The organism is Pseudomonas sp. SF2 (assembly GCF_036858055.1).
Lineage (GTDB): Bacteria > Pseudomonadota > Gammaproteobacteria > Pseudomonadales > Pseudomonadaceae > Aquipseudomonas.
This window is the reverse complement of the sequence record NZ_JAMBDI010000020.1, coordinates 129,821-155,025: the sequence shown is the minus strand read 5'-3', so window position 1 is coordinate 155,025 and position 25,205 is coordinate 129,821. Positions and strand designations below refer to the sequence as shown.

Here is a 25,205-nt window from a genome sequence, read left to right as displayed (position 1 = left end):
TCACCACCTTCCAACAGCAGGCACATTTTCTCACACAAGCATGCCGACCTTAACTATAAAACTGATGCAGCCATTGCAACCTAACCATTACCAGCCATACATCCACAGTAGCCGCTCTTGAAAAAATGCCAACTGGCAATTTTGATAGTTGCATTCCTCAAATCTCAGCCAATTGAAATTATCGTCGCAGCCTCTCGCTAATTTGTAGGGTCGTTGCCGAGATGGTAAGTCAGTAGCTACACCTCACGGCTGCTGATTCTGGCTCAGGTACTTGTCCACCGTAGCCTTGCCATCCGCTGGATCCCCCGCCACCTGCCACAGCCGCCGCTCGATCCCCTGCGCCAGCAAATGCCCCACTGCCGCCTCGATCGCCGACAGCACGCACAGCTGCGCCGGTTCGTTGGTGGTGTACCCCACCTCGGCCTCCAACAACTTCTTGAACTCGATGAACTTGAACACCCCGGCATTGCGGCCGACCGAGTAGATGGTCTTGCTGGTCATCACATTGGCCAGTACCTGCCCGGTGCGCACGTCCACCGCACGCAGGTTCACGGTCACCTGGTCGACGCGGTACTCGCGGGAGATATCTATGCCCAGGTAACGAGCGCCCTCGCCGCCACTGCGCACGTTGGTGTCGTAGGCGATGATGCCGCCCTCCAGCATCAGGTTGGCGGCCTGCAGCGGTGGCAGTTCGCCCATGATGTTTTCCGGCACGTCGGGCTTTTTCTGCGAAGCACGGATGATCTTGCGCTCGGTCAGCAGGTTCTGCAGGCCTTCACGCTCCAGCACCACGAACCAGCCACTGGCGTTCAGGGCGTCCATCAGCATGCTTGCCGCGCCCTGGGTGACGCTGGTGGAGAACGAACTGGCCGGGGTCGGCTTGTACTGCCCGGTCTGGTCGCGGAAGCCATACACCACCGCCATCAACCGGCCCTTGGGCCGTGGCATGTTGATCAGGTCGTAGTAGGTCGACGCCCGTGGGGTCAGGGTCGGGGTTTCCGAGTCCTGTTCGGCGGGCATCGGTTCGCGCAGGCCACAACCGTGCAAACCCAGGGCGGTGAGGATCAGCAGCGTGCTCAGCAGACGTTTCATGGTGTTCTCTCCCCAACAAAAAGCCTTTCCCCCTCAAGGGTTCAGGCCACTGACCTCAATGATCGAAATTTCTCCTGTGGCGCGATCGGTGACCTTGATACTCAAGGCCCCGGAATCGTCGATGACGTCGATGAGAAACGCATCGGTCGCCATGCTGCCGGTGTTGCCGTTACTGATGTTGTCCAGCAACTGCGACAACATCCGCGACTCCAGTTGATTACTGAAGCGCTCCAGGGCCGTGGTGCCGGTAAAGGCCGAGGCACGGTCCTTGAGGTCGGGGTCGTCGTAGTCGTTCTGCGCCTGGGCGTTGTTCAGCAGCCAGGTGCCATTGAGCGGGTTGCCGCCAAAGGCCGGGTTGATCGGGGTGTACACCAGCTCGGTGGCCTGGGCGGCACATGCGCTGGCCAACAGGCAGGCGGCGATGCAACGGGGTATGTGGTGCTTCATAGCTCGTCCCTCTCCAGATCGGTGGTGTCCTGCAGCAGGCGTTGCAACTTGCGCTGAATGATTTGCTGCTTGACCAGGTCGGCTGCTGCAACGGCCTCGTCCTTGAGCTCGGTGGTGTTCGGTGGCAGAAAGCGCCGGTACACCACCTCGCGCTCGAATTCCACGGTGACCAGGCTGCCCCAGCGGGCATCCGGGCGTTCGCGCACCACCAGGTTGAAGTCCAGGCGGCTGGTGGCGCGCAGGCGGTCGGCAAAGTAGTAGTAAAAGTCGTGGCCGATGTGCGAGATGGTGTTGTCGACGATGAAGCCCTGCATCTCGTCCTCGTTCCCGCCCCTGGCCGAGGTGGCCAGCACGGCCACCAGCAGCAGGCCCAGGCACTGCACGGCCAGGCGGCTCATGGCGTGTCTCCCGGGCCGGCATGGGTCTGCACACCACCGGCACTTTCGGTAAAAGCCTGCTCGGCGACGAACTGCCAGTCGCTGTAGTGCTCCAGCCCTTCAAAACCGCTCCATTCGGCGCTGAAGCCACTGCGCTTGAACGGGGTGGCGTCCGAGCGGCTGTGCACACCAGTAATGCGGCCGTCGATCGAGCGCAGCAGGCCCCATTCGTCACTGTTGGTGATGGGGTCGGGGTACAGCCGACGAATGTGCCGCCTGGCCTGCGGGAAGCGGTTGTCCTGCAGCAGGTCGGCCAGCTCCTGCGGATACTGGGCCAGCCCCGGCGAGGCGCGGTAATAGCTGCGCAGGGCCTGGGCGTACTGGCTGCCCACCCACAACAGCTGGCGTTCGCGGTCGCGCTGGGCAGCACTGGTCCAGAGCGTGCCGGTGGCGGCCAGGGCCACACTGCTGACCGCAATCAGCAGCAGCACGCCCAGATAGGTGAAGCCACCGTTGGCCTTACCATTCCGCGTACAGGCTGCCATCCCGCGCCCTCCCTGTGGCACCGCTCTTGATATCGGCTACGCCACCGGCCACGCCTTCGGGCGGTGGTACCAGCTGCCAGGCATCGCTGCGCTCGGTGATCGGGTCGACCGGGGTGTTGCGCAGGTAACGCTGCTCCACCAACTGTTCCAGCGAGTCAGGGTAGTGGCCGGTGTCGCCGTAGTAGTGGTCCAGCGCCTCGCGCAGCACCGCCAGGCTCTGGCGCAGGGTGGCTTCGCGAGAGCTTTCCAGGCTGTTGAAATAGCGCGGCATGGCGATGGTCATCAGCGTGGCGATGATCGCCAGCACCACCAGCAGTTCGATCAGGGTGAAGCCTTGGCGGCGTTTCATGGCTGTCACCATTGCCCGTAGGGGATGTTGTTGAGGCCTTTGCCGCGGGCCTTGGAATACACGTCAAACACGTCTTCGCCTTCACGCGGGTTGTCCGGGCTGCTGTCGTAAGCGCGCAGCCCCCAACCGCCTTCGTCCTCACCCTTGGCCGCCACCAGCGGGTCGTGCGGGATGCGCCGCAGGAAGTAGAACTTGGCGCCCTTGGCACTGCGCACATCACGCACACCGTCGACCAGCACCTGCAGGTTCGGCGGGTAGCCACTGGCGTCCAGGCGCTTCTCGATGTAACCGGCATCGAACGCTCGCTTGTAAGCGTCGATAGCGTCGCGAATCTGGTACAGCGCCTCGCGCAACTGTTGTTCCTTGCCGCGGCGCACCACGGTTTCGGTCAGCGGCGCAGCCATGCTGGCGAGCAGCCCGAGCAGTGCCAGGGTCAGCACCACCTCGATCAGGCTGAACCCCTGCATGCGGCGCTGCGCGATCATGGCCGTGGGCTCCCTTTGGCCGGGGCGACCGCCATCTGGCTGTCTGCCACCGGGGTATCGGTGGTCGGGGCATTGCCAGGTACATCTGCCGGCGGCAGCGGCGCCATTTGCCGCACCTGCATGGCCGACTCGGTGCCGGTGGCGAACTCCATGTCCGACGGGCTCTGGTACGGCAGGTTGCGCACGATGCGCGGAGTGATCGCCAGCACCAGCTCCGACTTGCTCATGTCGTCCTTGTTGCTGCCGAACAACCGGCCCAGGCCGGGGATGTCGCCAAGGCCCGGGATCTTGTTGCCGCTGGCGTTGTGGTCGTTGCGCACCAGGCCGGCCAGCACCTGGGTTTCGCCATCGTGCAGGCGCAGGGTGGTCTGGGCGTTGCGGGTGTCGACCTGGACCGGGATGGTGCCTTGGCGCGTGGCTTCCAGCGGGGTGGCGTTGCTCACCTCCAGGGCTACCTTGATCGCCACTTCGTTGTTCAGGTGTACGGTAGGCTGCACTTCAAGCTTCAGACCCACGTCCAGGTAGGTCACGCTCTCGGTAATCACCGGGCCCTGGGTGGACGGCACCGAGGTGGCACTGATGATCGGTACCCGCTGGCCGATGTGGATGCGCGCCTGCTCGCGGTTGCTGACGCGGATCACCGGGCTGGCCAGGGTGTTGATGTCCTTGTCCTGAGCGTTGATCTTGGCCTGCGGCGCCGGCGCGATGCTGATGCGGCTGGAGTCGATGCCCTTGAGCTGGTCGAGCACGCTGACCGGCTGGCCGTCGGAGCTCAGCACGCCGAAGGTGTTGGGCCATTGCAGGCCAAGGTCGAGGATGCGCGAGGTGGCCACTTCCATCACCTCCACTTCCAGCACCACCTCGGGGTTGGACTGGTCCTGCGATTGCAGCAGCTTCTCGGCCATGCGCACGGCATCGGGGGTGTCGCGCATGGTCAGGGTGTTGAGGCGTTCGTCGACGAACACGTCGCGGGTCTTGAGCATGGTCTTGACCATGTTCAGCGCGGTGTTGGAGTCGATGCTGGTCAGGTAGAAAGTGCGCATGACCAGTTCCTGATAGTCCTTGGTCTTCTGCGGCGAGTCGGGGTAGATCATCAGGGTGTTTTCATTGACGATCTTCTGCCGCAGCTGGTTCTGCTCCAGCAGCAGCGCCACGGCGTCCTCGATGCGCAAGTCGCGCACAAAGATGGTGGCCTTCATGTCCGGGCGCATGTCCTTGTCGAAGATGAAGTTGATGCCGGCGACCTGGGACAGCACCTCGAAAATGGTCTTCAGGTTGGCATCGCGAAACTCCAGGGTCACCGGCCGTTCCAGCTTGCTGCGCAGCTGCGGGAAGGGTTGCGCGGTGCGCGCCTGGACGTTCTCGATGTCGCTGCGCAGGGCCACGCCCTTCTGGTTCTGCGGGTCCAGGCGCAGCACTTCGCGCATGTAGCGCTCGGCACCGAACAGGTCGCCCTGGCGCAGCGCCGCCTGGCCCAGCGCCACGCGCTCGTCGAGGGTGCGGATCAGCTCCAGCTGGCGGATGCCTTCCTGGGCGCGACGGTTGTTCGGCTCCAGGGTCAGCACCCGGCCATAGCCCATGCGGGCGCCAGCGAAGTCGTGACGAATGCGGTCGGCATCGGCCTGGGTCAGCAGTGCCTCGACCGCGGCCTGGCGGCTGTGGGCCAGGGCGATGTTCAGCTCGGTGTCACGCGGGTCCTCGCGCAGGGCTTCTTCCAGGCGGGCGATGCCGGCTTCGTACTGGCCCTCCTTCATCAGTTGGTCGCTGTCCTCGCGTACCGCACTGGAGCCGCAGCCGGCAATGGCCACGCACAGCGCCACAAGCAGGAACGGAGCCGGGTTGCACAGCTTTGACGACTTCATGGTGCGCTCCCTACAGACAAAGTCTGCGACTGATGCAAAGGCAGGTAGACCAGGTGCAGCTCGCTGGCCGATACCCGATCGAGGCGGTAGGTGTCTTCGATCACGTCGCCCTGGCGCACGACGTAGAGTTTTTCGCCGCTCTGCAGGAAGATCTGCAGGTCGTCGCGGTCGCCGATGCGGCCGATGAACTGGAATGGCAGGTCCGGGGCGGTCGGGGCTGCGGCTACGGCGGGCGCGGTGACCACGGGTTGTTCAGTGACGGTGGCCAGGGCTTGGGGTTTGGTCCATTGCTGGGTTGGGAAGAGATCTCTTGAGGCCTGTTCCGGCCTATTCGCGGGTAAACCCGCTCCCACAGGGACCGTGGATACCGCCGGTTCTGTGGGAGCGGGTTTACCCGCGAAGGCCGTGACGCCGTCGTCCCGGCCAAACCAGTGCCCCGGGGCCCAGGCCAGCGCCGCGCTCACGCCGAGGAAGCCAACCCAGATGACAGCACGTTGTGTGTTCATCACGACCTCGACAGGTAAAGGGTCATGCGCAGGCGGGCGTTGAGCTCGCTGTCGCCAATGCGTTTGCGTTGCAGCTCCAGGTCTTCCAGTACCAGGGTCGGCAACTGCTTGAGCAGCCCCTTGAGGAAGCCACGAATCTGCGGGTAGCTGCCGCGTACCGGCAGCACGATCTGGTAGCGCGCCAGTTGCGTCTTGGGGTCGATGCCCAGGGCGTATTCGCCACGCGCGAGGCTGATGTGCTCGGCGCTGGCCAGGTGGTACAGGCGCTCGATCAGCGCGCTGGCCTGGGGCTGCCCCGGCAGTTGCTGGCGCAGGCTGTCGAGGGCCTGCTGCTCGGGTTTGATGGCAATCTTCAACTCGCCACGCCTGACCCGCTCGACCTGCACCCTGGCGTCCGCTTCGCTGGCGCGCAGTTCGCGCAGGTTCTGCCATTGCGGCAACACCCCGACGCACAGCACGCCCACGGCCAGCAGGCCCACCGCAACCGCAGCCAGGCCAACCGGGCCGACGCGACGCAGGCGCTCCTGGAGGATCAGGCTGTTCAGCGATTCACGGGCGCGCATGGCCGGTCTCCCAGGTGGCGGTGAGGGTGAAACGCACCGGGTGCTCGGGCTGTGCGGCCAGCACCTCATGGTTGAGCAGCGACACATCGCTGAGCTCGGCACTGGCCTCCAGGCGCTGGTGGTACTGCAGCATCGCTTCCAGGTTGCGCGCCTCGGCGGTGATGCGCAGCTGGCCTTTGCGCGCGTCGGGGGCCAGGCTGAGCAGCGCCACGTCGTCCTGCGGCTGCGCTTCGAGCATGGCGAACAGTTGCTGCCAGGGCCGTTGCAGCTGCTGCGAGACGCTTTGCATCTGCGCCAGGCGCTCGGCCTGTTCGCGGCTGGCGGCGCTGCTCAGCGGTGCGACGGTGGCCGGGCGACGGCCCAGTTGCTGCTCCAGGCTGTGCACGCTGGCCTCCCGTTCGACCTGCTCGGCCTGCAAACTTTGTTGCAGCAGCACCAGGCCTGCGACCATGGCGCTCCCCACTGCAAGCAGCGACCAGGCCAACGGGCTGCTGCGCCGGGGCTGGAATTCCAGGTCGAGGCGGCGCATGTCAGGCCACCGCCCGCCACATGGCGCACAGCGGGTCGGCGTCGGTGGCCGGCTGGCACAGCTGCACCGCCGCCAGTTGCGGCACGTCGCCCCGGCCCGGGGCATGCAGGTAGACCCGTGGCAGGTGCTCGCCGTACAGCTCGCAAGTACGCTCGATCAGTGCTTGCAGGGCCTGGTCGCTATCGGCGCAGCCTTGCGCCAGCACTTGCTGCCAGGCCCCCCCGGCAGCCAGCAGCAGCACGCTGCGGCGCGGTTCGGCCAGGACGAACAGGAAGTCGCCCTGCTCCAGCTGTGCCGAGCAGCGGTTGTAGGCAGCCATCAGGTACGGCTGCACCGAGCGCAGGCTCAGGTGGCTTTCCCGGCCCAGCGCCTGCAGCCGCTGCAGCAGGGCTTCGGGCAGCGCCGTGGCGATGCGAGCGGCACCGGCCGGCTCGGGCGAGAGCACGATGCGCCAGTCGTCCAGTGGCTGACCGTAGAGGTTTTCGAAGCAGGCCCGGGCGTAGGCATCCAGTTCGCGCGGGTGGCTGATGGCATCACTCCAGGGCACCAGGCAGAACCGGCTGTAGCGGGCCGACAGCAGCACCCGCAACTGGGCACCGCGCACGGCATGCTCGGCCAGCAACGTGGCCAGGGCGTCGACGGCGGCTTCCCAGGCCGGCTGGGCGGCATCACAGGTGAAGTCACGGCTGCCCAGCCACTGGTGGTGGTTGGCGTGCCAGCTACCCAGGCCTACACCTTCGGCACCGAGTACGGCGCTGTATCTATAAGAGCCACGATCAGATGAATGTGACACGGTTGATCTCCTCGAGGGTGGTACGGCCATCACGGACCAGGTCCAGGGCCGAGGCCCGCAGCAAGCGCAGGCCGCGCTGGCAGGCGAGGGTCTTGATCTGCGACAGGGGGCGGCGCTCGACGATCATCTGCCGCAGGTCGTCGTCCAGGTGCAGCAGTTCGGCGATGGCGCTGCGGCCGCGGTAACCACTGCCGCGGCACTGGCCGCAGCCCTGGGTGCGGACGAACCTCCAGCCAGCCACGCCCTCACGGGTCAGGCCCGCGCCATACAGGGTTTCGTCATCCACTTCGCACGGAGTCGCGCAGTGCGGGCAGGCCAGGCGGATCAGGCGCTGGGCCAACACCGCATTGAGCGCGGAAACGAAGCTGTAGGGGTCGACCTGCATCTGGCTGAAGCGGCCGATCACATCGAACACGTTGTTGGCGTGGATGGTGGTGAACACCAGGTGGCCGGTGAGCGCCGACTGCACGGCAATCTGCGCGGTGTCCGGATCGCGGATTTCGCCGACCAGGATCTTGTCCGGGTCGTGGCGCAGGATCGAGCGCAGGCCGCGGGCGAAAGTCAGGCCCTTCTTCTCGTTGACAGGGATCTGCAGGACGCCGGGCAGCTGGTATTCGACCGGGTCCTCGATGGTGATGATCTTGTCCACGCCGTGGTTGATCTCGCTGATCATGGCGTACAGGGTGGTGGTCTTGCCGCTGCCGGTGGGGCCGGTGACCAGGATCATGCCGTAGGGTTCGGCCGCCAGCCGGCGCAGGGCGCGCAGGGTTTCCTCGGCAAAGCCCAGGGCCTGCAGCTGCACGCCGCTGACCCGGTCGGACAGGTCCTGCTTGTCGAGTACCCGCAGCACCGCGTCTTCGCCAAAGATGCTGGGCATGATCGATACCCGGAAGTCGATTTGCCGGTCGCCCACGGCAACCTTGAAACGGCCGTCCTGGGGCACGCGCTTTTCGCCGATGTCCAGCTCGGCCATTACCTTGATGCGCGAGATCACCTGGTCGGCGAAGGCGCTGCCGCTGGCCTTGCCAGCGCCGTTGAGCACGCCGTCGATGCGGTACTTGATGGTCAGGCCCTGGCCGGTCATGCCCAGGTGGATGTCGCTGGCGTGCAGCTTGAGGGCGTCGTACAGGGTGGAGTTGACCAGCTTGACCACGCGGCTCTGGTCCTCGCTGATGCTGGCCAGCGACAGACGTTGTAGCGGGTCGCTTTCGCTGCTGGCTTCGGTGTCGTGGTCTAGGGCGTCCACGGCGTGGAAGCTTTCTTCGTGGCGGGCCAGGAAGGTGGCCAGGTCTGCGGCGTGGGCCAGGTACAGCGGTGCGCCTTGCAGCACATCGTCGACCCAGGCCAGGCGGGCGTGGTCGAAGGGGTCGGCGAACACGCCCAGCAGTTGGCCGCCCTGCTCGATCAGCACGAATTCACGCTTCAGGCACATCGCCAGGCTGACCTTGTCGAAGCGTGGGGTGCTGGCCAGCAGCGATTGGCTGTCCAGCACCGGGTAATGCAGGGTCAGGCCCAGACGCTGGGTGAAGGTATCGGGGGTGTCGCAGGCCAGCTGTTCCAGGCGGGTGAGCAGGCGTTCGTCGCTGGTTTGCAGGCGGGCCTGGGCCAAAAGGTCATGGGGGTAGGCTGAATGTTCTGTTACCTGAGCTGGCCCTTTCGCGGGTGAACCCGCTCCCACAGGATTCCCGCTGCCTTCAAGATTGCAGTGTACCTGTGGCAGCGGGTTTACCCGCGAAGAGGCCGGTGCAGGCGGTAGAGCTTCCTGGGTTGCATCGAATGCTTCTGGCATGGCCTGCGACTCCGCTCAGGGGCGCGTCGCAGGCTGGCTCGGCCAGGGGTGCGGGCGCCGCTATTCCCCTGTGAGCAGTTGATCGTCGTCGGGCCCTGGGGGCTTGGCGCCATTACGGCGGCGGTCGGCCAAAACCCAGCTTCCATCGTACAACTGCAGGGGGAACGATTCGTTCCTGTTCTGGCGTCGTTCGACAAACCCTTCAGCCGGGTTGTCCGTGGCCCTGCGCCGGCGCTCGATGCCCATCAGGTCGAAGATCGCACGGGCCAGTTCCACCAACGGGAACGGCTTGAACAGGACATGGCTCACACCCAGTTCGGCGGCCCGCTCACGCACTTCGACGGTGGGGTGGGCGGTAATCAGCACGAAGTGGCACTGCCTGTTCTTGCGTACGGTCTCCAGAACCTGAAAACCCTCCATGTCGGGCAAGCGGTAATCCAGCACGATCACTTGCGGTGCCAGGCTTGCAGCCTGTTCGATACCACTGGCACCGTCGTGGGCAACATGAACTTCCAGGCCTTGCGCCTGCAGGTACGCTTGCAGGTTCTGCGCAAGAGTCTGTTCGTCATCGACTACCAATACTCTGTTCACCAAGGTCGACTCCCAAGAACTGCCCGGTTACCCGGTTTGCGAAGTGCGCCCCTGTACAGGCTTGAGCAGGCTTCGTGCCAGGCGTGAATAGTCATGCTGCACCACTGTAAGTCATTGATTTACCAAGGGCGCCGATCAACACCCATAAGGCGGCGGGCAGGCACACCCGCCCGGTTCCCCATATGCGGGGAAAATGATGGCACACTGCCATTTCTTTATTCCCCAGCATTGGGGAAACGCCATCACGGGCCTCAGTCGGCAATCTCCACGGTAGCGGACGCACGCAAACGTTGGCGCACGGACTGGCGCGCCTGCGCCTCCCGCTGCCCGATGAGTGTGGCCCTGGCCAGGACCAGACCCTGTTCGCGTATGATCGAAGGCTTGTCACTTTGTTGCTGCGCTCCTTGCAGGGTTTCCCGGTTGGCATCATAGAATGCCTCGACTTCGGCCTGGCTGGGCGCGGCGACCGCGCTGAGCAGGGCATACACCTGCTGCGCGGCCAGCTCGTGCCGGGTGTAGTCATTGTACTGTGCCCTATCGAAACCCGCTTCCGCCAGCCGCCGTTCAAAAATTGCCGGGCTGCCAGACGCGGCCTCGACTTCGCCGACATGCGCCGACACCTGCTCGTCGCTGATGGCTATGCCGCGGCGCTGGGCCTCCTGCCACAACAGCTCCTTGTCGATCAGTTCATCCAGGGCCTGGTCGCGCAGGCGCTTGTACAGCGTCGGGTTGCGGATGCTGGCCACCGTGCGGCCCTGGGCGTCCAGGTACTCGCTGAAATAGCGCTCCAGGCGCGCCACTTCGATCTCCACACCGTTGACCCGCGCCGCCGCCACATCGGCCCAGCTTGCCTTGGCCAATACCTGCAACAGGCACAACAACAGAACACGCATGGCAACCTCCGCTCAAGGGCTGTCCGGCACTGGCCGGTAGGGGGTGACCGCGGTGAAGCGCGGCCCGGGCAGGGCCACCGCCACCACATGGGCACCGGCCATGCCCTGGCGGCGACCGGGGCCGAAGCCCAAGGCCGGGGTCAGGCCGGTGGGCACATCATGCAGACCTTCCAGCGCGGCAATCAGCTGCTCGCGGCTGGTGTCACGGCCAGTCTGCTTCAACGCTTCGCTCAACAGCCGCAGGGCGCACAGGGTGTTGACCTGCAACGACGCCTGGCGTGGGTCGAGGCCTTGGCGCTGTTGCAGGCCGGCCAGCGCGGCCAGGCCCTGCTCGGTCCAGTCCTCGGGCACGTAGGGATACGCCAGGAACACCCGTTGCGACCACGCCTCGGGCAAGTGCGCCACGGCGCTGGTCACCTGGCTGGAGGCGGCAAACAGGTACGGCTGGCGGCCAGCTGCATGCAGCGCCGAGGCCAATTCGGCAAAGGCCTGGGCACGGCCGAGGAAGACAATGCCCTGCCCGTCCACTACCTGGCCAGCAAAGACCTGGACGGCGGGTAGTGCCCAGCCCTGCTGAAGCAGGCGTTCGCGCACTTGCTCGGCCAACGCCGCTTGCTCATTGCCGGCATACACCACACGCAGGTCGCCCGCTGCCAGGCCCAACGCCGCACGGGCGTGACCTGCCAGGCTCAGCAGTTGCGCGGGCAAGCCGGGCAAGGGGTCAAAGATCTGTACGCTGCCGCCACTATGTGGGGTGCTGCCGATCAGCGGTACATTCTGTGGCGCCAGCAAGGTTGTCAGGCGCTGGTCGAGCATGGGCGCCAATGGCGCGATCAGGGCGAACACCTGCTCCTGCTCCAGCAACTGCTGCAGCGCCCGTTCGGCGCTGGCCGGGTCGAAGCCCGGGTCGAGCACTACCAGTTCCAGGCGTCGCCCGTGGATGCCGCCCTGCTGGTTGAGCTGCGCTAGGCCGTCTTCCAGCACCGCACGCACCACCTGCCCGGCCTCGGCCAGCGGGCCAGACGCCGGCAGCAAGGTACCCAGGCGCAGCACACCCTCCTCCACGCCAGGGTCGCGGTCCTGGGCCAGGCGCTTGAGGTAGGCCGTAAGGTTGCGCTGGTCGGCCAGGGTCAGCTCGAAGCGCGGCATGGCCGGGTCCAGGCGATTGCCGGCCGGGTCGACGCCTTGCTGAATGGCCCGGGCCAGGCTGCTGTCGGTGTATGCCGGGTAGCGGCGGCCGTTGCTTTCGCGTTCGCCTTGGCCTTGCGCCAGGCGCTGCCAGTCTAGGCTGGGTGGCCGCACACCACCTTCGGCACGACCGCGGCCATCGTTGCCGTGGCAGCTGGCGCAGGGCAGCACGCTGGCGGGGACCGTCATGTCGCTGGCGCCGACCCGGGCTTGCAGCTGTGCGTCACTGCTGGAGACGCCCTCGCGGTAGAGGCGTTTGCCGGCTTGTTCATGTTCGGTCAGGTCCAGGGCAAAGGCAGAAAAAAAGGGTGCCATGCCGAGCAACGCCAACCAGATCGCAAGCCCTGTGGGAGCGGTCTTTGTGGGAGCGGCCTTGCGTCGCGAAAGGGCTGCGCAGCAGCCCCAGCGATAGTTGCACCAGCCCAGAAAACGGGGAGCGCTTGGCGCTCCTTTCGCGACGCAAGGCCGCTCCCACAAAGACCGCATCCACAAAGGGAGTTCCCAGAGTGGCAGATGCCACAGAGGCCAATGCCGCAGGGATCGCATGATACTCACCGGTCTGCCAAAGGCAGGGCCAGCAACTGCATGCGCTGGGCAATCGCCGCGGGCGGTGCATCCGGGCGGATCTTGCTCCAGCGCTTGCCGGCCACATCGCCGGCAATCAGCTGTGTGGAATGCTGCTCGGGGCTGGGCAGGAACTGGCCAATGCGCCCAAGCACCAGGTCGACATTGGCCTTGTCGCCGGTCAGGAACAACCAGTTGGGCCCATCCACGCCCTGCTTCTCGGCAAACGCCTTGAGCACCTCGGGGGTGTCGTTGAGCGGGTCGCTGCTGATCGACACGAAGGTCACCTGGCTGGCCAGCTGTGGCCCCATGGCCTCACGGACTTCGCGCAACTTGCGGGTAATCAGCGGGCAGGCGTCGGTGCAGTGGGTGAAGATCACGTTGAGCATCACCACCTTGTCCTTGAGCACATCGCTGTAGAAGCGCAGCTCGCGGCCGTTCTGGTCCTTCACCACAGTGTCGGTGAACCAGGTCCGGGCATCGCGGGTGCCGCCGCCACTGGTCATCGCCTGCGGTGCCGGCTGCGGTTCGGGCGCCTGCGGGGCATGGCCCTCATGGGCGAACGCCACCGAAGCGAGGATCCACAGGCAGCCTCCCAGCACCAGCCAGTCAAAACCGCGCATCCCGACGCGGCGGGAGCTTACCTGGCTCATGGTTGCACCTCGTGATGGTCGGCAATGGCCGTGCTCTTGGCATGCACCCGGCGGGCGCCCAGGCGGTTGATTTCGTCGATCAGCACCGCCGGGTCGGTAAACCCGTAGTAGCGCGTCCAGTGCCCGGTGCGCCCGTCACCCACCAGGATCAGCGGCGGGTGCTGGCTGAGGTCGGCGCTGAAGCTGCCCAGGCCCTTGAGGGTTTCGCTGATGGCGTACGGCGTGCCGGTCAGCCAGCTCCAGCCCGGCCCCTTCTGGAAAGCCTTGGCGTAGTCTTGCAGGCGCTTGGCGTCGTCACGCTGCGGGTCGACGCTGATCGACACCAGATGAATCTCTTGCCCTACCCGGCCACCCAGTTGCTGCTGGACCTTGCCCATGATCGAGGACACCACCGGGCACACCGTGGTGCAACTGGTGTAGATAAAGCCCATGACCACCAGGTGGTCGCCCACCAGGTCTTTTTCCAGGCGTACCGGCATGCCGTCCTGGTTCAGCAACGATACATCGGCAAAACGCACGCTGGCCTTTTCCTGGCGCGCCGCCGGCGGCTGTTCGGCGTGGCCGTTGTGGTCGTGGCCGCCATGGGCCAGGGCCAGGTTGCTGGCAAAGGCCAGGCTCAGGGCCAACAGTTTGCAAGCATGCTTGGCGTTCATCGCAGATTCCTCACGTCAGTCTCGGAAGCGTTGGACGTTGTGGCCGGCAGGACACGCAGGCTGGTGTAGTTTTCTTCGGCGAACCTGCGCCCCAGCGACGGCGACTGCACATGCAGGTACCAGGCGCCGGCTTCGGGCAGGGTCAGGGCCGCTTGATAGATGCCCTCGCCCACCTCCTCCAGCTGCAGGTTGCGCGGCATCGACGAAGGCGCCAGGAAGTAGCGCAGGCTCAGGTCGCTCAGGCCCAGGCGCGGCAGGCCGTCGTCGCCGACAATGCGCACCCGGGCGGTAATCGAGCTGTGCTGCGCCAACGGCCGGTCCAGGCCGATGAACTCGGCGTGCGCGCCCTTGCGCTTGCCGGCATTCGGCGCTTCGGCCACGTCGGTGCTGAAGCAGTGGATGATCTGCGGCTGGTTGAGCAGAAACGCCACGTCGAACTTGCCGGCCGCGGGCATCTTCACCGTCGAGCCGTACACGCCCGGCGCCAGCTCGCGCAGGCTGCGGTCGACGACGATGGCGGCGCGGGCCTGGTGGCCACGGTTGTTGTAGCCGGACATCGGCGCGTTCATGCCTTCGGCGTAGAAGTAGGTGGTGTTGTCCACCGGGTTGACCACGAACACCGAATTGTCGTCACGCGACACCGACAGCCCCTGGGCCAGCGGCAGGTCACCGGCCTGGCGTGGCGCCGCCGGGCCGGCCTCGAAGCCCTGGACGATCGGTGAGCGCCCTTCGCCCAGGCTGGCCAGGTTGATCATGCTCACCTTCGGCGAAGCCAGGCCGCGCACGTAGGCATAGCCCTTGGTGAAGGTCAGCTGGTAGGGTTCGGCCGCTACCGGGATATGGTGGATCAGCTTGTCGGTACTGGCGTCGATCACCAGGGCCTGGTTCTCCAGGGTGTTGAGCACGATGCCGTAGCGGCCATCGCTGCTGAAGCGCATCGGCCCCAGGCCCTGCTCCGCCTGGACCATGTGGCGCAGCTGGTGGTTGCGGGCATCGAACACCCGCACGCTGCCCTCCTCGCCATCGACCACGTACACCGCCTGGGACAGCGCCGAATAGCTGACCGACAGCGGGTGCGGGCCAACCTTGATGGTTTTGACCAGGCGCATTTCCGGGATGTCGATGACGCTCAGGGTGCCGCTGTCGCGGTTACTGACATAGGCGTAGCGCGAGTCGGCGCTGAAGGCGATTTCGTGGTGCCCGCTGCCGGTGTTGAAGGTTTTCAGGGTGTTGCGCCCCGGCACATCGATCACCGTTACGCCGCCCTTGGCCGGATCACTGCTGTTGTTGCCCACCCACAACCGGTGCTGGTCCGGCTGCAGGGCCACGCGCAGCGGCTGGTCACCGGCGTCCAGGTCAGCCACGCGGGTGAAGGTTTCGGTGTCGATCACCGAGACCTTGCCGCGCTCGGGGATGGACACGAACACCTGTTTGTCGTCACCGGTGGCCACCCAGTCCATGGGCCGCCCAGGCAGGTCGATGCGGGCCAGGGTGCTGGTCACGCCCCCCACCGATACGGTCGGGTCGATTACCGTCAGGCTGGCGTCCTTGTTCATCATCAACAGGAAGTAGCTGTTCAGGTCGAGCAACGGCCGGGCGCCGATGCTGCTTTTGAGGAACAGCGCGACACGGGCCTTGCAGCTCTGGTCGCGGTCGCCCTCCGGGGCCGACTGCGTCGGGTCGATCCACGCCCCCGGGGCCATACCCGACAGCGGCTGGCCACTGGCCTGGTCGCTGACCTTGAAACGGATGTTGGCGAAACTGCCTTCCTGCAACTCGCCCCCCGCCAGCGGCCGGGCCTCGAACTCCACGGTCACGCCGTCCCGGCTGAGCCGGTGCAAGGCCTGCGGGTCGGCAGACTCCTGCAACAGCTCACGCGGATCGCACCAAAGGTTTTCATACGCCACGCCCAGGCCGATCAGCGCAACTCCCAGTGCTACCCCCAAGTAAGCAGGGCGAGTCTTCTTGTTCATGCTCGCACACCCCTTCCGTCACTGCGCCGGGGCCGTTGCCGGTGGCGCTTCATTGGTCACCCGCAAGATCCCCCACAGCCCCGAGAGGTTGCCGTAGGCGGCGTAGTCGCGGAACAGGTAGTCACCTGTCACCGCGTTGGCGCCCCCGGCACTCGGCAGCATGAAGCTGAAGTGCGCCGCCGGCAGCACGCTTTCCTGGGCACCGATGAACATGGCCATCGGGTTGTAGCCGAAGCGCACCGAGCCGATGCCGGGCAGGCTCAGCGGGTAGCCGTCAACGTCATTCTTCTCGGCCTGGTAGTTGTGCAGTGGCCAGACGTGGCCATCCAGCTGGTAGACCATGCCGCGGCTGCCACCACTGGGCATCACGATGTGGTTACGCACGGGCTGGCCAGGTTTGGCGTACAGCACCGGGGTTTGCGGATCGCCACCGACCAGGGCGTTGGCATAGGCCATATGGGCGTTGGGCACATCGCCAAAGCCCAGGCCAGCGGCGCGGCCGAATGGCGAGTCGGGGGCCATGCCGAAGCGCAGCCACAGGGGTTCGGTCTTGTAGTTGACTGCCATGTTGCCGTTGTCCTGCGGGTCGCCGGTGGCGCCGTTGCCTTCGGTATTGATGCCCTCCACCGGTCGGCCATCGGCCCAGCGCATGTTCAGCGCACGCTGCCAGACCGTGACGAAGTCGCGGTAGTCCGGTTGGCCTGTGACCTTGACCGTGGCCTGGGCACGGGTAGCGGTGTCCTCGGTCCAGGTGGCGGTCTGCGGCAAGATGCTCATGGCACCCACCAGGCCTTTCTGCGGCTGCTTGATGAAGTCCGACGGGGTCAGGTTGAGGCCGCCGAACTCGATGGCCGTGGTGTTGATGTTGTCCACCGTGCGGCCCAGTTGCGACACCGGCTTGCCTTCACGCTCCAGGTGGCCCGCATAGTACTGGTAGGTGCGGGTCGGCCAGGCGCCGCTGGTACCGGCACGCGGGGCCACGGTCTGCACCGGGTTGAGGCCGACGTTGGCACCGTCGGACTTGGTGATGTCGTAGGCCAGCAGCTGCGCATGCAGGCCCACGTGGCTGGACGGCCGCATCAGGTTGTTGGCGAAGGCAGTGGCCCCCTCGCTGTCGAAGCGGTCGCGCTTGACCACGTTGTGCATCACCGCAGTGCTGGGCAGGTCCGGCATTACCAGTGGCAGGCGGTTTTCCAGGGTGATGCTGATGCACTCGCCGGCGTTGGCGCGCAGCACCAGCGGCTCCACGGGCACGCCCGCCTTGAGCTTGCCGGTGGTGACGTCCAGGTCGGCCTTGCGCACATACAGGATTGCGGTCGGGTCGTGCAGCGGCGCGCTGTGGCCACCGATGGTGAAGGGTTCCCCATCTTCGGGGTCTACCCCACTGACCAGCGGGATGGTGGTCTTGCGGCTGTTGAACACCAGGGTGCCGCCGTTGGCCTTGAGCGGGCCGCCGACATGCTGGCCGACACCGGCCGGGTCGTTGATGCTGACCCCGTTGCGATTCTCGAGGATGTCGTTGGCCAGTGCCGCGACGATCTCGTAGCTGCGCTTGACCGTGGGGCGGCTGCCGATGCCATTGGGATTGGCCGTGGTTTTCGGGCAGATGCCATCGAAGTTCACGGTGTTGCGCATGGCCACCGGCTGTGGGTTGTTGGGCAGCGGGAACAGGTCGGCACGCTGCGTGGTGTAGTTGCGCATGATGCCCCAGATGCCGTTCCAGTAGCCTTCCAGGGCCGCATCCAGCGAATACAGGTAGTCACCATTGGTGGCTGCCGAGCTGGAGATCATCGACACCGGCGCCATGAAGCCCAGTTGCTCGGAAATACCGATCATCTGCGATGACTTCCAGCCCGAGTTGGAACTGTTGCCATAGCCGGTGCCGTTCTGCAGCCACTTCACGCCATGCAGGGTGACGTTGTGCTCCTCCTCATGGCCGCCGGCGTGCATGCGCAAGCGCACGTTGTCGCCGGAGTAGGTGCGCAGCATCGGGGTAAACGGGTCGCCCGGTTCGCTGCCGGCCTTGTTGATGTGCGGCGGGAACAGCGTGGTGCCGCCGGTGGGGCCGACCGCCGAGGTGATCGCCGACGGCGCCAGGTTCAGCGCCGGGATGGCGCGGTCGGTACGGGTTTGCAGGGCATGGCTGAGGTCGCCGGCCAGGCCGTCGGCCTGCATGCCACGCTTGCCATCCGGGCCGACCTTGTTCGGGTCGAACACACGCAGGGCCAGGGGCTCGTTGCGGTAGTTGACGACGAACATGCCCGGGTCATCCACCGAGATTGCCTGCGGGCAGGGCCGGCTTGGGCAGCCTGGGTTGATGCCGCCGCGTTCCTCGACGATGGCCTCCAGCAGGTTCGACGCCTTGCCGCGCACCGGCGGGTTGATGGCGTAGCGGAAGCTGTCGGCGGTAGCCGGGTACGACTGGGCATTGGGAATGCCGTCCGGCCCGGCACCGACGTACACACCGGCTTCATAGGCGTGCTGGAAGTCGCTGTATTCCAGGAAGAACTCGCGGTAGCTGTCGTTCTTGCCGTCGCCATCGTGGTCGCCGGTCTGGATCACCGCCTGCCACGAGGTCGGGCCTCCGTCCTGGCGCGTGGCCGGGTTGTACAGCTTCTCGCCGGTTTCGGCGTGATACCAGGTGGAGTTGGCCGGTTCGGCCAGCACGGTGGCATACAGCCCAAGCTGCTGGTGGGTCGATGGGCCAAGATGGTCATGGGTGAAGATGGTGCCCAGGCCGCGGTCGACGTTGTACACGTTGACCAGCGGGTCGGCGAACCAACGCTGCATAGCCGTGCGTGCGCCCAGCCAGTCGGCCCGGCCGAAGCGGCCGAAGTACGGGTGCTGCCGGGCTTGCGGGCAAGCGGCGGTGCCGTCGCGGCTATCGCCCTGGGTGCAGCCGTTATAGGCACGAATAGCCTGTATCCGCTCGACCACGCTGCCGGGCGAGAGAATGCCGTCTTCGTAGTTCCAGCCGTTGGCCGAGCCGTCGGCAGCGGTCAGGTCCCACTTGGGCAGGTGGATGTGCTGGCCGATCACGTCGGTCGGGGTGCGCACCTGGTAGTCGTCCATCTCATAGATGTTCGGGATCAGGTTGGTGTGCTGGTACATGGTGCAGTCGAAGGTGTTCATGCGCATCACCAGCGGCTCTGGCGGGCGCTGCTTGGTGATCACCGGCCAGGCGTCTTCCCACAAGGCGATGATACGGGCTTGCGGGAAGTGGTAGCCGACCTTGTTGTACACCGCATCGAACTGGATGTTGGCGCCCTTGTAGATGCGTGGGCGGTCGGCGGTGAAGGCCGAGGAGCCACGGAAGTTCAGGCCCGACAGGCTCTCGCCGCTGAAGAACTCGCCTACCCCGGAGGACTGGGTCAGGCGTTTGCCCCGGTCATCCATGCACGGTTCGTAGAACGGCGCGCCGGCAGTCGGCAAGGCGCCGTTGGTGCGGAACGCCTTGGCCACCGGCTCGCTGCCCGGGATCAGGGCAAAACTGGGGTGTTCGGCCAGGGCGTGGAACTGCATGGCCGCCTGCTCGACATCGGTGCCCTCTTCGGGCAGGTAGATCGGCTTGGCCTTGTGTACCACCTTGGTGAAATCGAGCTTGGTGGTGGTGGTTTCGGCTTCGCCGCCGGCGGATACACCGTCCAGCGCGTGGCGCCCCAGGCCACCGTCCCAGCCATCGACCTGGTTCGGGTCGAGGTTGGCCCAGAGTGCCTTGCCGCTTTCCTTGAGCTGGCGCGCCATGGCCGGGTCGAGCATGTCCAGTGGTGGGGTGGGTGGACGGTTGCCCACGCTGCTTTCCATACCGCCGATCCAGAACGGGTAGCCAGGGTTCTTCAGGGTACCGTCGGCGTTGCGGTTGGCGTCGCTGCGATCGACCAGCGCCAGCGAGCCGATGGCCTTGCGTACCGGCACCTGGTTGGCTGGCTCTTCATCCTCGTCTTCATCAGGCTCGTCGTCATCATTGGCGGCAACCAGCGCTTCGGACAGCTTCGGTACCACCACCACCTTGCCTGGCATCGGCGCCATGGCCTTGCCGGGAAGCGGCACGATGGCCGGGATCGGCGTGCCGGCAACGATCTCGCCATCGGGCAAGGCCCGGGCGCCAACCGCCGGCTTGCCACTGCGCAGGGCGAACGGGGTGCTGTGGAAGCCATTCTCGCCCTGCCCGCTCACCTCCAGGCGGGTGCCTTCCTCGAACACGTCGTGCACCCGCCACATGGCCCACATGCCCTGGGCGAAGTGCGGGTAGAAGTGGCAATGGTAAATGGCATCGCCCGCCACCCGGTTGCGGTTGCCCGAACCGCCGTTGGCGATTTCGTAGGTGTAGCCAACCCCCGCGCCGATGCCCTGGGCATCGATGTAGTCGGAATTGTCGTCATTGGGGTTGAACAGCCACTGGTGGCCATGCAGGTGGAAGATGTGCTGCTCATGGCCGTTGTGCGTGTTGCGGAACTTGGTGAAGTCACCAATGTAGCTGTGGTGCACGTTGGCAGGTTCGGCCGGATACAGGGCCATGCTGGCCTTGACCCCGACGGCACTGGCCGGCGGCACCTCGCCAGGGCGGATGTGCTCCAGGCCGACGTTGGCCGGCACGTCCACCAGGGTACCGACGTCGCCGACAGTGTGCGCACTGAGGAAGAACTCCTCATAGGCGCACGACAGGCAGTCGTGCATCGGTCCCACGCCCAGGCGGTTGGCCACCACTTCGGCGCCCATGCCACCGGAACCGTAGTTGATCATGAACGAGTCGCGGGTGGGTTCCAGCACATGGCCCATCACCGGGTCGGCCCAGTAGCCAGGGAACGCCTGGGTGCCAGCGACCTCGTCGGCGAATTGCGAGGCGAAGTCACGGAACGCCTCCAGGCGGTTGGGCAGCGCCGGGTTGCGCTTGCCCAGGCTTTCCAGCGGGTAAGTGGATTTGGGGAAGCTGCCATCCGGGTTGGGGCCCATGACGATGGCATCGGTTTCGCTGTTGATGATTTCGTTGCCGTCGACCATGGCAATGATCGGTTTGCCGGCCTTGCCTTCGGCGATCCAGGGCTGCATTTGCGGGTAGCGGGCTTCGTAGTCGATCACCGGCTGGCCGGTGGCGGTGCGGCCGGTGGTGGCCAGGCGCATTTCTTCTTCGGTAAGGGTATTGCGGTAGGTGCGACCGAGCTTGGGCACCACCACTACCTGGCCGAACAGGCCGTTGGCAACGTTCCCCGCAGTGCCCTCGCCGCCGAAGGTGGCGGCCTTGCTGGTGGCGGCGAAGGCGCCTTCGCGTTCGGCGTACAGGGTGTAGCTGCGGGTGCTGCCGGGGCTGACGAAGAAGTTGCCGTTGCGCCCGGTGTAGGCAGAAATGTCGGCGATGCTGTTGACCGCCTGCATGCCGTTGACCTGGAAGCCGACCATGCGCTCGGCCACCTGTTCGTCGGCGACGAAGCCTTCAGCGGCTTCATTTTCGAGCTCCGGCCCCTCCTCTTCGCCCTCAGGCTCTTGCGCCTCGATGCCGTGCTTGTTGGGGTTGGCCTGGTAGTCGAGCAGGTTGGTCAGGTTGACCGTCAGGCAGTCACCGGCGGCTACCCGCAGCACGATGGGCCGAGGGCGCTTGTCCGGGCGCAGGGTGACCTTGCCCGGTACCGCCGCCCCGCCGATGCTGAGGGGGACCCTCTTGTCGTCCACCACATCCTCGCGCAGGGCGAACATCATGCCATTGGCGTTTTGCGCGCCAAGGCGGTTGAACATCAGGGGCTGGTCCAGCGCCACCACGTTGGCGACCAAGGTGCGCTGGCACTGCACGGCCGCTTCGCTGGTCGACTGCCAGCCGAGCAAAGCCAGAACGAGTGATGACAGGATGGGGCCTTTGAGTGGCGTAGACATGCCGCACCTCCGGGACACAGGATCTCTGCGTGGAGCTGGAGCAAGGTGTATGCCAGGCGAGAATTTCTTTTATTTACAATTGGTTGCAGTTGCAAACGAAACTGATTGGGGAGGATCCCCCAGCGGTTTTCCCCGAATCGGGGGGCGGCTTGCAGGTGTTCGTCACAAGATTTTCAGTGCCAGTGAGATCGAGCGCCGCCCGCGCGGCGCATCGCGAGCGAAGCTCGCTCCTACATCTATTTCGGGCCAATTATTCCTGAGGCAGAGGTGCGCGACCCTTTGGCGTCCACCTCGATATCGTGTGAAACAAACAAGGCGGTCGCGCGCGCTGGTGCAGGCGTTACTGGCCGGAAACAGATGTAGGAGCGAGCTTCGCTCGCGATGCGCCGCGCGGGCGGCGCTCGATCTCACAGGCACCGACAATGTGGTGGCGAGCCCATGGCGGCCCTAACCCAATCCCCCACCCTGCACCTCACAAACAACAAGTCGCTACCTGTACCAGCCTCATCGCCGGCAAGCCAGCTCCCACAGGGATCTGCGCTGGCTTCCAGGTTTGCGTTTACCGTCAACCGACCAGGGCACGTACGCAGAAGTACAGGATCGACGGCCCCATCAGGCAGCCCAACCCGGTATGGAAGGTGGCTGTCAGCGCCCCGTACGGCACCAGGCGCCGGTCGGTCGCCGCCAGCCCGGCCGTCACCCCCGATACCGTCCCCGCCAACCCGCCGAACACCATCGCCGAACGTGGGTTGTCCAGCGCCAGCAGGCGCGCCGATACCGGGGTGAACACCATCACCAGGATCGCCTTGATCAGCCCGGTGGCAATCGACAGCGCCATCACGTCCGAGCTGGCCCCCAGCGCCGCCCCGGTCACCGGCCCGACGATATAGGTCACCGCACCCGCACCGATGGTGGTCATGCTCACCGCATCACGGTAACCGAAGGCATAGGCCACCGCTGCGCCGACAATGAACGGCAGCACCGTGCCGAGCAGCAGCGCCACCGCGCCGATCATCCCGGCCCTGCGCGCCTCGGTGGCCTGCACCTCGAAGGCCGTGGCGACAATGGCGAAGTCGCGCAGCATGGCCCCACCCATCAGGCCGATGCCGGAGAACAGCGCCATGTCGGCCAGGCCTTTCTGGCCACCGGTTATGGTGCCACCGACCCAGGCCAGCACCAGGCCGATGACGATGGCGATGGCCGAGCCGTGCACGCGGCCGAAGGTCAGGTACTTCGACAGCACCACCGACAACCACATGATCGCGCCCACCACCGCGAAGGCAGTGATCAAACCGTTATGTTCCAGGGCATTGTCAATGATCGGCCACATGATCAACGCCCTCCTGCAGGGGCAGCCTGCACCTTGGTTTCGGGGCCGGCTTCCAGCGCCGGCAGGGGTTCGCCGCGGTGGCTGCGGCTGATCAGGGCAATGGTCGCACCGCACACCAGTACCGCACCTATCGCCGCCAGCAGTGCTACCGGGCCACCGTGCAGGGCAGTGACCACGTTCTGCTGGGCGGCCATGGCCACCACCACCGGGATATACATGGCGCCCCAGAAGCCCACGCCGAACTCGCATTCCTTGCTCATGCCGCCGTTGCGGTGCATGTAAAGGCGTGCGCAAATCAGCAGGATCATGGCGATGCCGACCCCGCCCACATTGGATTTGACGCCCAGCAGCACGCCCAGGAAGTCGCCGACGATGACGCCGGCAAGCGTACAGACCGCCAGCAGTGCCACACCATAGATGATCATTGTTGTTGTCCTCAGGTAGTGTCGAAGTTGCTTGTTGTTGTTCTTCGCCATCAGTAAACCTGCAAGCACCGCGCTGGCTTCTTCGCGGGTAAACCCGCTCCCACAGGTACTGCAAATACCTTGAGCCCTGTTTGATTCCTGTGGGAGCGGGTTTACCCGCGAACACGGGCGCAGCCCGTGCCATCCGCCGCGGTGTTGCCGTCATCGATCGTTGGCCACCTCCTGGCGCAGCAGCGCATCCAGGCTGTCCCAACGGGTGCCTTCAACAGCTACCACCCTGCCCTGCTCGAACACCGGCCGGGCCAGCCCGCTGAGCACGTTGCCGGGCGGCAGTTCCAGGTGCAGGCGCACGCCACGCTCGTAGGCGTTGCGCAACGTGGCACGCCAGTCGACCATCCGCGCCATGTTGCCGGCCAGGTCGTCACGCAGACGCTGCGGGTCGAATACCGGCCGTGCGCTGCTGCCGCTCAGGTAGGTGATACGCGGTCGCTGCAGCTCGACCGTGGCGAAGGCACTGGCCAGTTCGGCCGCCGGACCATCCAGCAACGGGCAATGCGACGGCACGCTGACCGCCAGGCGCCGGGCCGTACCTTGGCCCAGGCGCCGTGCTCTGGTGGCAACCGCGGCCATCGCGCTATCGCTACCGGCGATGACGATCTGGTTCTCGCTGTTGAGGTTGGCGACATACACCTCGCCGCCCACATCGCTCAGCAAACGCTCCACGCTGGCCAGGTCCAGGCCACTGAGCGCGGTCATGCCGTAGCCTTGCGGATAGGCGCGCTGCATCAGCTCGCCACGCAGGGCAACCAGGCGCACGGCATCGGCAAATGCCAGGGCGCCCGCCGTAACGGCTGCCGGATAGGCACCGATCGACAGGCCAGCCACGTAATCCGGCGCGGGGCTGCGCTGCATCAGCCAGCGCGCCCAGGCCACGCCAGCCAGCAGCAGGCACAGCTGCACGGCACGGGTGGTCTGCAGGGCCTGCTGGCTGTCCAGCGCCTGGGCCTGCTGGCCGAGGGTGTCACTGGCCTCTTCCAGCAGCTGCCCGGCCCCCTCCGGCAGGCGCTGCAGCATGCCCACCTGCTGGGCGCCCTGGCCGGGGAAGGCGAACAGGCTGCTCATGCGGCACGCTCCATCGCTGCCCAAGGGTCACTGATCAGGCGTGGGCCATGGGCCGACTTGAGCAGCACGCGACGGGCGAAACCGGCCCACTCACGCAGGGCAACAGCACCCGCCGGGGTCTCCAGCTGCAGATCGATACGACAAGGTGCGCAATCGAGGATATCCAGCAGCTCACGTGCCCGCGCCCGGGCCAGCGGTTGCGGCGTACGCAGCAGCAAGTCCAGGTCGCTCTCGGCGTGCACCACCTCCATACCCGTGGCGATCTGGTACCCCACCCCGCCTGTCGGCCCCCAGGCCAGGCCACTGGCATCCAGTACCGGCGCGACCGAGGCCAGGGCCTGCAACGCAGGCCAAGGGCTTTCGGCTAGCCAGTGCAGCGTTTCGGGGCCTTGCTGACGCTGGATATCGGCCAGGCACATCAACGCACCCAGGCGCTGCGCCCGGCTCTGACCACGCAACCCGACAGCTACCCAACCGCCCTCACAGACGGCACGGCGTACCACTACCGGCTGACCGCTGACCAACACGTCCTGCGCCCACTGCGGCGCATCGGCAGGCAAGCCCGACACAGGCATCCCCCAGAGCAGGTCGTGCGGCCTTGGCGCGTTCAT

The 25,205-nt window shown here is 65.8% G+C and carries 23 protein-coding genes; all 23 read right to left on the bottom strand.

Annotated features, from left to right (window positions below; genetic code table 11):
- Positions 1 to 243 precede the first annotated feature (243 nt).
- Positions 244 to 1,092 (bottom strand): CsgG/HfaB family protein, encoded by an 849-nt coding sequence (locus M2S36_RS13545; protein ID WP_207833363.1) that lies wholly within the window; start codon positions 1,090 to 1,092, stop codon positions 244 to 246.
- A 33-nt stretch (positions 1,093 to 1,125) separates the two neighbouring features.
- The gene (locus tag M2S36_RS13540; RefSeq protein ID WP_087501724.1) at positions 1,126 to 1,539 is read right to left on the bottom strand and encodes a curli assembly protein CsgF; all 414 of its coding nucleotides are present in this window, start codon (positions 1,537 to 1,539) and stop codon (positions 1,126 to 1,128) included.
- Positions 1,536 to 1,937 (bottom strand): curli production assembly/transport protein CsgE, encoded by a 402-nt coding sequence (gene csgE, locus M2S36_RS13535; protein WP_207833361.1) that lies wholly within the window; start codon positions 1,935 to 1,937, stop codon positions 1,536 to 1,538. Before csgE ends, M2S36_RS13540 begins: the two co-directional genes overlap by 4 nt.
- Positions 1,934 to 2,461: a type II secretion system protein gene (locus M2S36_RS13530; RefSeq protein WP_063914262.1), complete on the bottom strand. Its 528-nt coding sequence runs from the start codon at positions 2,459 to 2,461 to the stop codon at positions 1,934 to 1,936. Before M2S36_RS13530 ends, csgE begins: the two co-directional genes overlap by 4 nt.
- Entirely contained in the window at positions 2,436 to 2,810 is a 375-nt protein-coding gene (locus M2S36_RS13525) for a type II secretion system protein (RefSeq protein WP_063914263.1), read from the bottom strand. Before M2S36_RS13525 ends, M2S36_RS13530 begins: the two co-directional genes overlap by 26 nt.
- A 5-nt stretch (positions 2,811 to 2,815) precedes the next feature.
- Positions 2,816 to 3,295 carry a type II secretion system protein gene (locus tag M2S36_RS13520; protein ID WP_015270589.1) on the bottom strand — a complete coding sequence of 160 codons (480 nt, stop codon included), beginning with the start codon at positions 3,293 to 3,295 and terminating at the stop codon, positions 2,816 to 2,818.
- Positions 3,292 to 5,157 (bottom strand): secretin N-terminal domain-containing protein, encoded by a 1,866-nt coding sequence (locus M2S36_RS13515; protein ID WP_207833358.1) that lies wholly within the window; start codon positions 5,155 to 5,157, stop codon positions 3,292 to 3,294. Before M2S36_RS13515 ends, M2S36_RS13520 begins: the two co-directional genes overlap by 4 nt.
- Positions 5,154 to 5,663 carry a hypothetical protein gene (locus M2S36_RS13510; protein ID WP_063914369.1) on the bottom strand — a complete coding sequence of 170 codons (510 nt, stop codon included), beginning with the start codon at positions 5,661 to 5,663 and terminating at the stop codon, positions 5,154 to 5,156. The genes M2S36_RS13515 and M2S36_RS13510 overlap by 4 nt, the downstream gene beginning before the upstream one ends.
- Positions 5,663 to 6,226, bottom strand: a complete 564-nt coding sequence (gene pilO / locus M2S36_RS13505) for a type 4a pilus biogenesis protein PilO (RefSeq protein ID WP_207833356.1) — start codon at positions 6,224 to 6,226, stop codon at positions 5,663 to 5,665. The genes M2S36_RS13510 and pilO overlap by 1 nt, the downstream gene beginning before the upstream one ends.
- The gene (locus tag M2S36_RS13500) at positions 6,213 to 6,755 is read right to left on the bottom strand and encodes a PilN domain-containing protein (protein WP_233687652.1); all 543 of its coding nucleotides are present in this window, start codon (positions 6,753 to 6,755) and stop codon (positions 6,213 to 6,215) included. The genes pilO and M2S36_RS13500 overlap by 14 nt, the downstream gene beginning before the upstream one ends.
- 1 nt (position 6,756) lies before the next feature.
- Positions 6,757 to 7,548, bottom strand: a complete 792-nt coding sequence (locus M2S36_RS13495; RefSeq protein ID WP_207833353.1) for a hypothetical protein — start codon at positions 7,546 to 7,548, stop codon at positions 6,757 to 6,759.
- Positions 7,532 to 9,337, bottom strand: coding sequence for a GspE/PulE family protein (locus tag M2S36_RS13490; RefSeq protein ID WP_333957270.1), 1,806 nt, complete (start codon positions 9,335 to 9,337; stop codon positions 7,532 to 7,534). Before M2S36_RS13490 ends, M2S36_RS13495 begins: the two co-directional genes overlap by 17 nt.
- 60 nt (positions 9,338 to 9,397) lie before the next feature.
- On the bottom strand, positions 9,398 to 9,931 hold the full coding sequence (locus M2S36_RS13485) for a response regulator (RefSeq protein WP_063914269.1): 534 nt from the start codon (positions 9,929 to 9,931) through the stop codon (positions 9,398 to 9,400).
- A 248-nt stretch (positions 9,932 to 10,179) separates the two neighbouring features.
- Positions 10,180 to 10,821, bottom strand: a complete 642-nt coding sequence (locus M2S36_RS13480) for a SurA N-terminal domain-containing protein (protein ID WP_207833351.1) — start codon at positions 10,819 to 10,821, stop codon at positions 10,180 to 10,182.
- A 12-nt stretch (positions 10,822 to 10,833) separates the two neighbouring features.
- Positions 10,834 to 12,324: a cytochrome c/ABC transporter substrate-binding protein gene (locus tag M2S36_RS13475; RefSeq protein ID WP_207833350.1), complete on the bottom strand. Its 1,491-nt coding sequence runs from the start codon at positions 12,322 to 12,324 to the stop codon at positions 10,834 to 10,836.
- Between the two features lie 236 nt (positions 12,325 to 12,560).
- Entirely contained in the window at positions 12,561 to 13,226 is a 666-nt protein-coding gene (locus M2S36_RS13470) for an SCO family protein (RefSeq protein ID WP_207833348.1), read from the bottom strand.
- On the bottom strand, positions 13,223 to 13,879 hold the full coding sequence (locus M2S36_RS13465) for an SCO family protein (RefSeq protein ID WP_207833346.1): 657 nt from the start codon (positions 13,877 to 13,879) through the stop codon (positions 13,223 to 13,225). Before M2S36_RS13465 ends, M2S36_RS13470 begins: the two co-directional genes overlap by 4 nt.
- Complete coding sequence (locus M2S36_RS13460; RefSeq protein WP_207833344.1) at positions 13,876 to 15,852, bottom strand: YncE family protein; 1,977 nt, start codon at positions 15,850 to 15,852, stop codon at positions 13,876 to 13,878. Before M2S36_RS13460 ends, M2S36_RS13465 begins: the two co-directional genes overlap by 4 nt.
- A gap of 18 nt (positions 15,853 to 15,870) precedes the next feature.
- Positions 15,871 to 21,717 carry a manganese-oxidizing multicopper oxidase MnxG gene (gene mnxG / locus M2S36_RS13455; protein WP_233687649.1) on the bottom strand — a complete coding sequence of 1,949 codons (5,847 nt, stop codon included), beginning with the start codon at positions 21,715 to 21,717 and terminating at the stop codon, positions 15,871 to 15,873.
- Positions 21,718 to 22,282: 565 nt separating this feature from the next.
- Positions 22,283 to 23,047 (bottom strand): malonate transporter subunit MadM, encoded by a 765-nt coding sequence (madM, locus tag M2S36_RS13450; protein ID WP_024087229.1) that lies wholly within the window; start codon positions 23,045 to 23,047, stop codon positions 22,283 to 22,285.
- A 2-nt stretch (positions 23,048 to 23,049) separates the two neighbouring features.
- Positions 23,050 to 23,472 (bottom strand): malonate transporter subunit MadL, encoded by a 423-nt coding sequence (gene madL / locus M2S36_RS13445; RefSeq protein ID WP_207833338.1) that lies wholly within the window; start codon positions 23,470 to 23,472, stop codon positions 23,050 to 23,052.
- Between the two features lie 201 nt (positions 23,473 to 23,673).
- On the bottom strand, positions 23,674 to 24,594 hold the full coding sequence (gene mdcH / locus M2S36_RS13440; RefSeq protein WP_233687648.1) for a malonate decarboxylase subunit epsilon: 921 nt from the start codon (positions 24,592 to 24,594) through the stop codon (positions 23,674 to 23,676).
- Complete coding sequence (locus M2S36_RS13435; RefSeq protein ID WP_207833334.1) at positions 24,591 to 25,205, bottom strand: malonate decarboxylase holo-ACP synthase; 615 nt, start codon at positions 25,203 to 25,205, stop codon at positions 24,591 to 24,593. Before M2S36_RS13435 ends, mdcH begins: the two co-directional genes overlap by 4 nt.

Coding starts and splice junctions, on each gene's coding strand:
- M2S36_RS13545 (WP_207833363.1), bottom strand. CDS start 1,092: ATGAAACGTCTGCTGAGCACGCTGCTGATCCTCACCGCCCTGGGTTTG.
- M2S36_RS13540 (WP_087501724.1), bottom strand. CDS start 1,539: ATGAAGCACCACATACCCCGTTGCATCGCCGCCTGCCTGTTGGCCAGC.
- csgE (WP_207833361.1), bottom strand. CDS start 1,937: ATGAGCCGCCTGGCCGTGCAGTGCCTGGGCCTGCTGCTGGTGGCCGTG.
- M2S36_RS13530 (WP_063914262.1), bottom strand. CDS start 2,461: ATGGCAGCCTGTACGCGGAATGGTAAGGCCAACGGTGGCTTCACCTAT.
- M2S36_RS13525 (WP_063914263.1), bottom strand. CDS start 2,810: ATGAAACGCCGCCAAGGCTTCACCCTGATCGAACTGCTGGTGGTGCTG.
- M2S36_RS13520 (WP_015270589.1), bottom strand. CDS start 3,295: ATGATCGCGCAGCGCCGCATGCAGGGGTTCAGCCTGATCGAGGTGGTG.
- M2S36_RS13515 (WP_207833358.1), bottom strand. CDS start 5,157: ATGAAGTCGTCAAAGCTGTGCAACCCGGCTCCGTTCCTGCTTGTGGCG.
- M2S36_RS13510 (WP_063914369.1), bottom strand. CDS start 5,663: ATGAACACACAACGTGCTGTCATCTGGGTTGGCTTCCTCGGCGTGAGC.
- pilO (WP_207833356.1), bottom strand. CDS start 6,226: ATGCGCGCCCGTGAATCGCTGAACAGCCTGATCCTCCAGGAGCGCCTG.
- M2S36_RS13500 (WP_233687652.1), bottom strand. CDS start 6,755: ATGCGCCGCCTCGACCTGGAATTCCAGCCCCGGCGCAGCAGCCCGTTG.
- M2S36_RS13490 (WP_333957270.1), bottom strand. CDS start 9,337: ATGCCAGAAGCATTCGATGCAACCCAGGAAGCTCTACCGCCTGCACCG.
- M2S36_RS13480 (WP_207833351.1), bottom strand. CDS start 10,821: ATGCGTGTTCTGTTGTTGTGCCTGTTGCAGGTATTGGCCAAGGCAAGC.
- M2S36_RS13475 (WP_207833350.1), bottom strand. CDS start 12,324: ATGGCACCCTTTTTTTCTGCCTTTGCCCTGGACCTGACCGAACATGAA.
- M2S36_RS13470 (WP_207833348.1), bottom strand. CDS start 13,226: ATGAGCCAGGTAAGCTCCCGCCGCGTCGGGATGCGCGGTTTTGACTGG.
- M2S36_RS13465 (WP_207833346.1), bottom strand. CDS start 13,879: ATGAACGCCAAGCATGCTTGCAAACTGTTGGCCCTGAGCCTGGCCTTT.
- M2S36_RS13460 (WP_207833344.1), bottom strand. CDS start 15,852: ATGAACAAGAAGACTCGCCCTGCTTACTTGGGGGTAGCACTGGGAGTT.
- mnxG (WP_233687649.1), bottom strand. CDS start 21,717: ATGTCTACGCCACTCAAAGGCCCCATCCTGTCATCACTCGTTCTGGCT.
- madM (WP_024087229.1), bottom strand. CDS start 23,047: ATGTGGCCGATCATTGACAATGCCCTGGAACATAACGGTTTGATCACT.
- madL (WP_207833338.1), bottom strand. CDS start 23,472: ATGATCATCTATGGTGTGGCACTGCTGGCGGTCTGTACGCTTGCCGGC.
- mdcH (WP_233687648.1), bottom strand. CDS start 24,594: ATGAGCAGCCTGTTCGCCTTCCCCGGCCAGGGCGCCCAGCAGGTGGGC.
- M2S36_RS13435 (WP_207833334.1), bottom strand. CDS start 25,205: ATGAACGCGCCAAGGCCGCACGACCTGCTCTGGGGGATGCCTGTGTCG.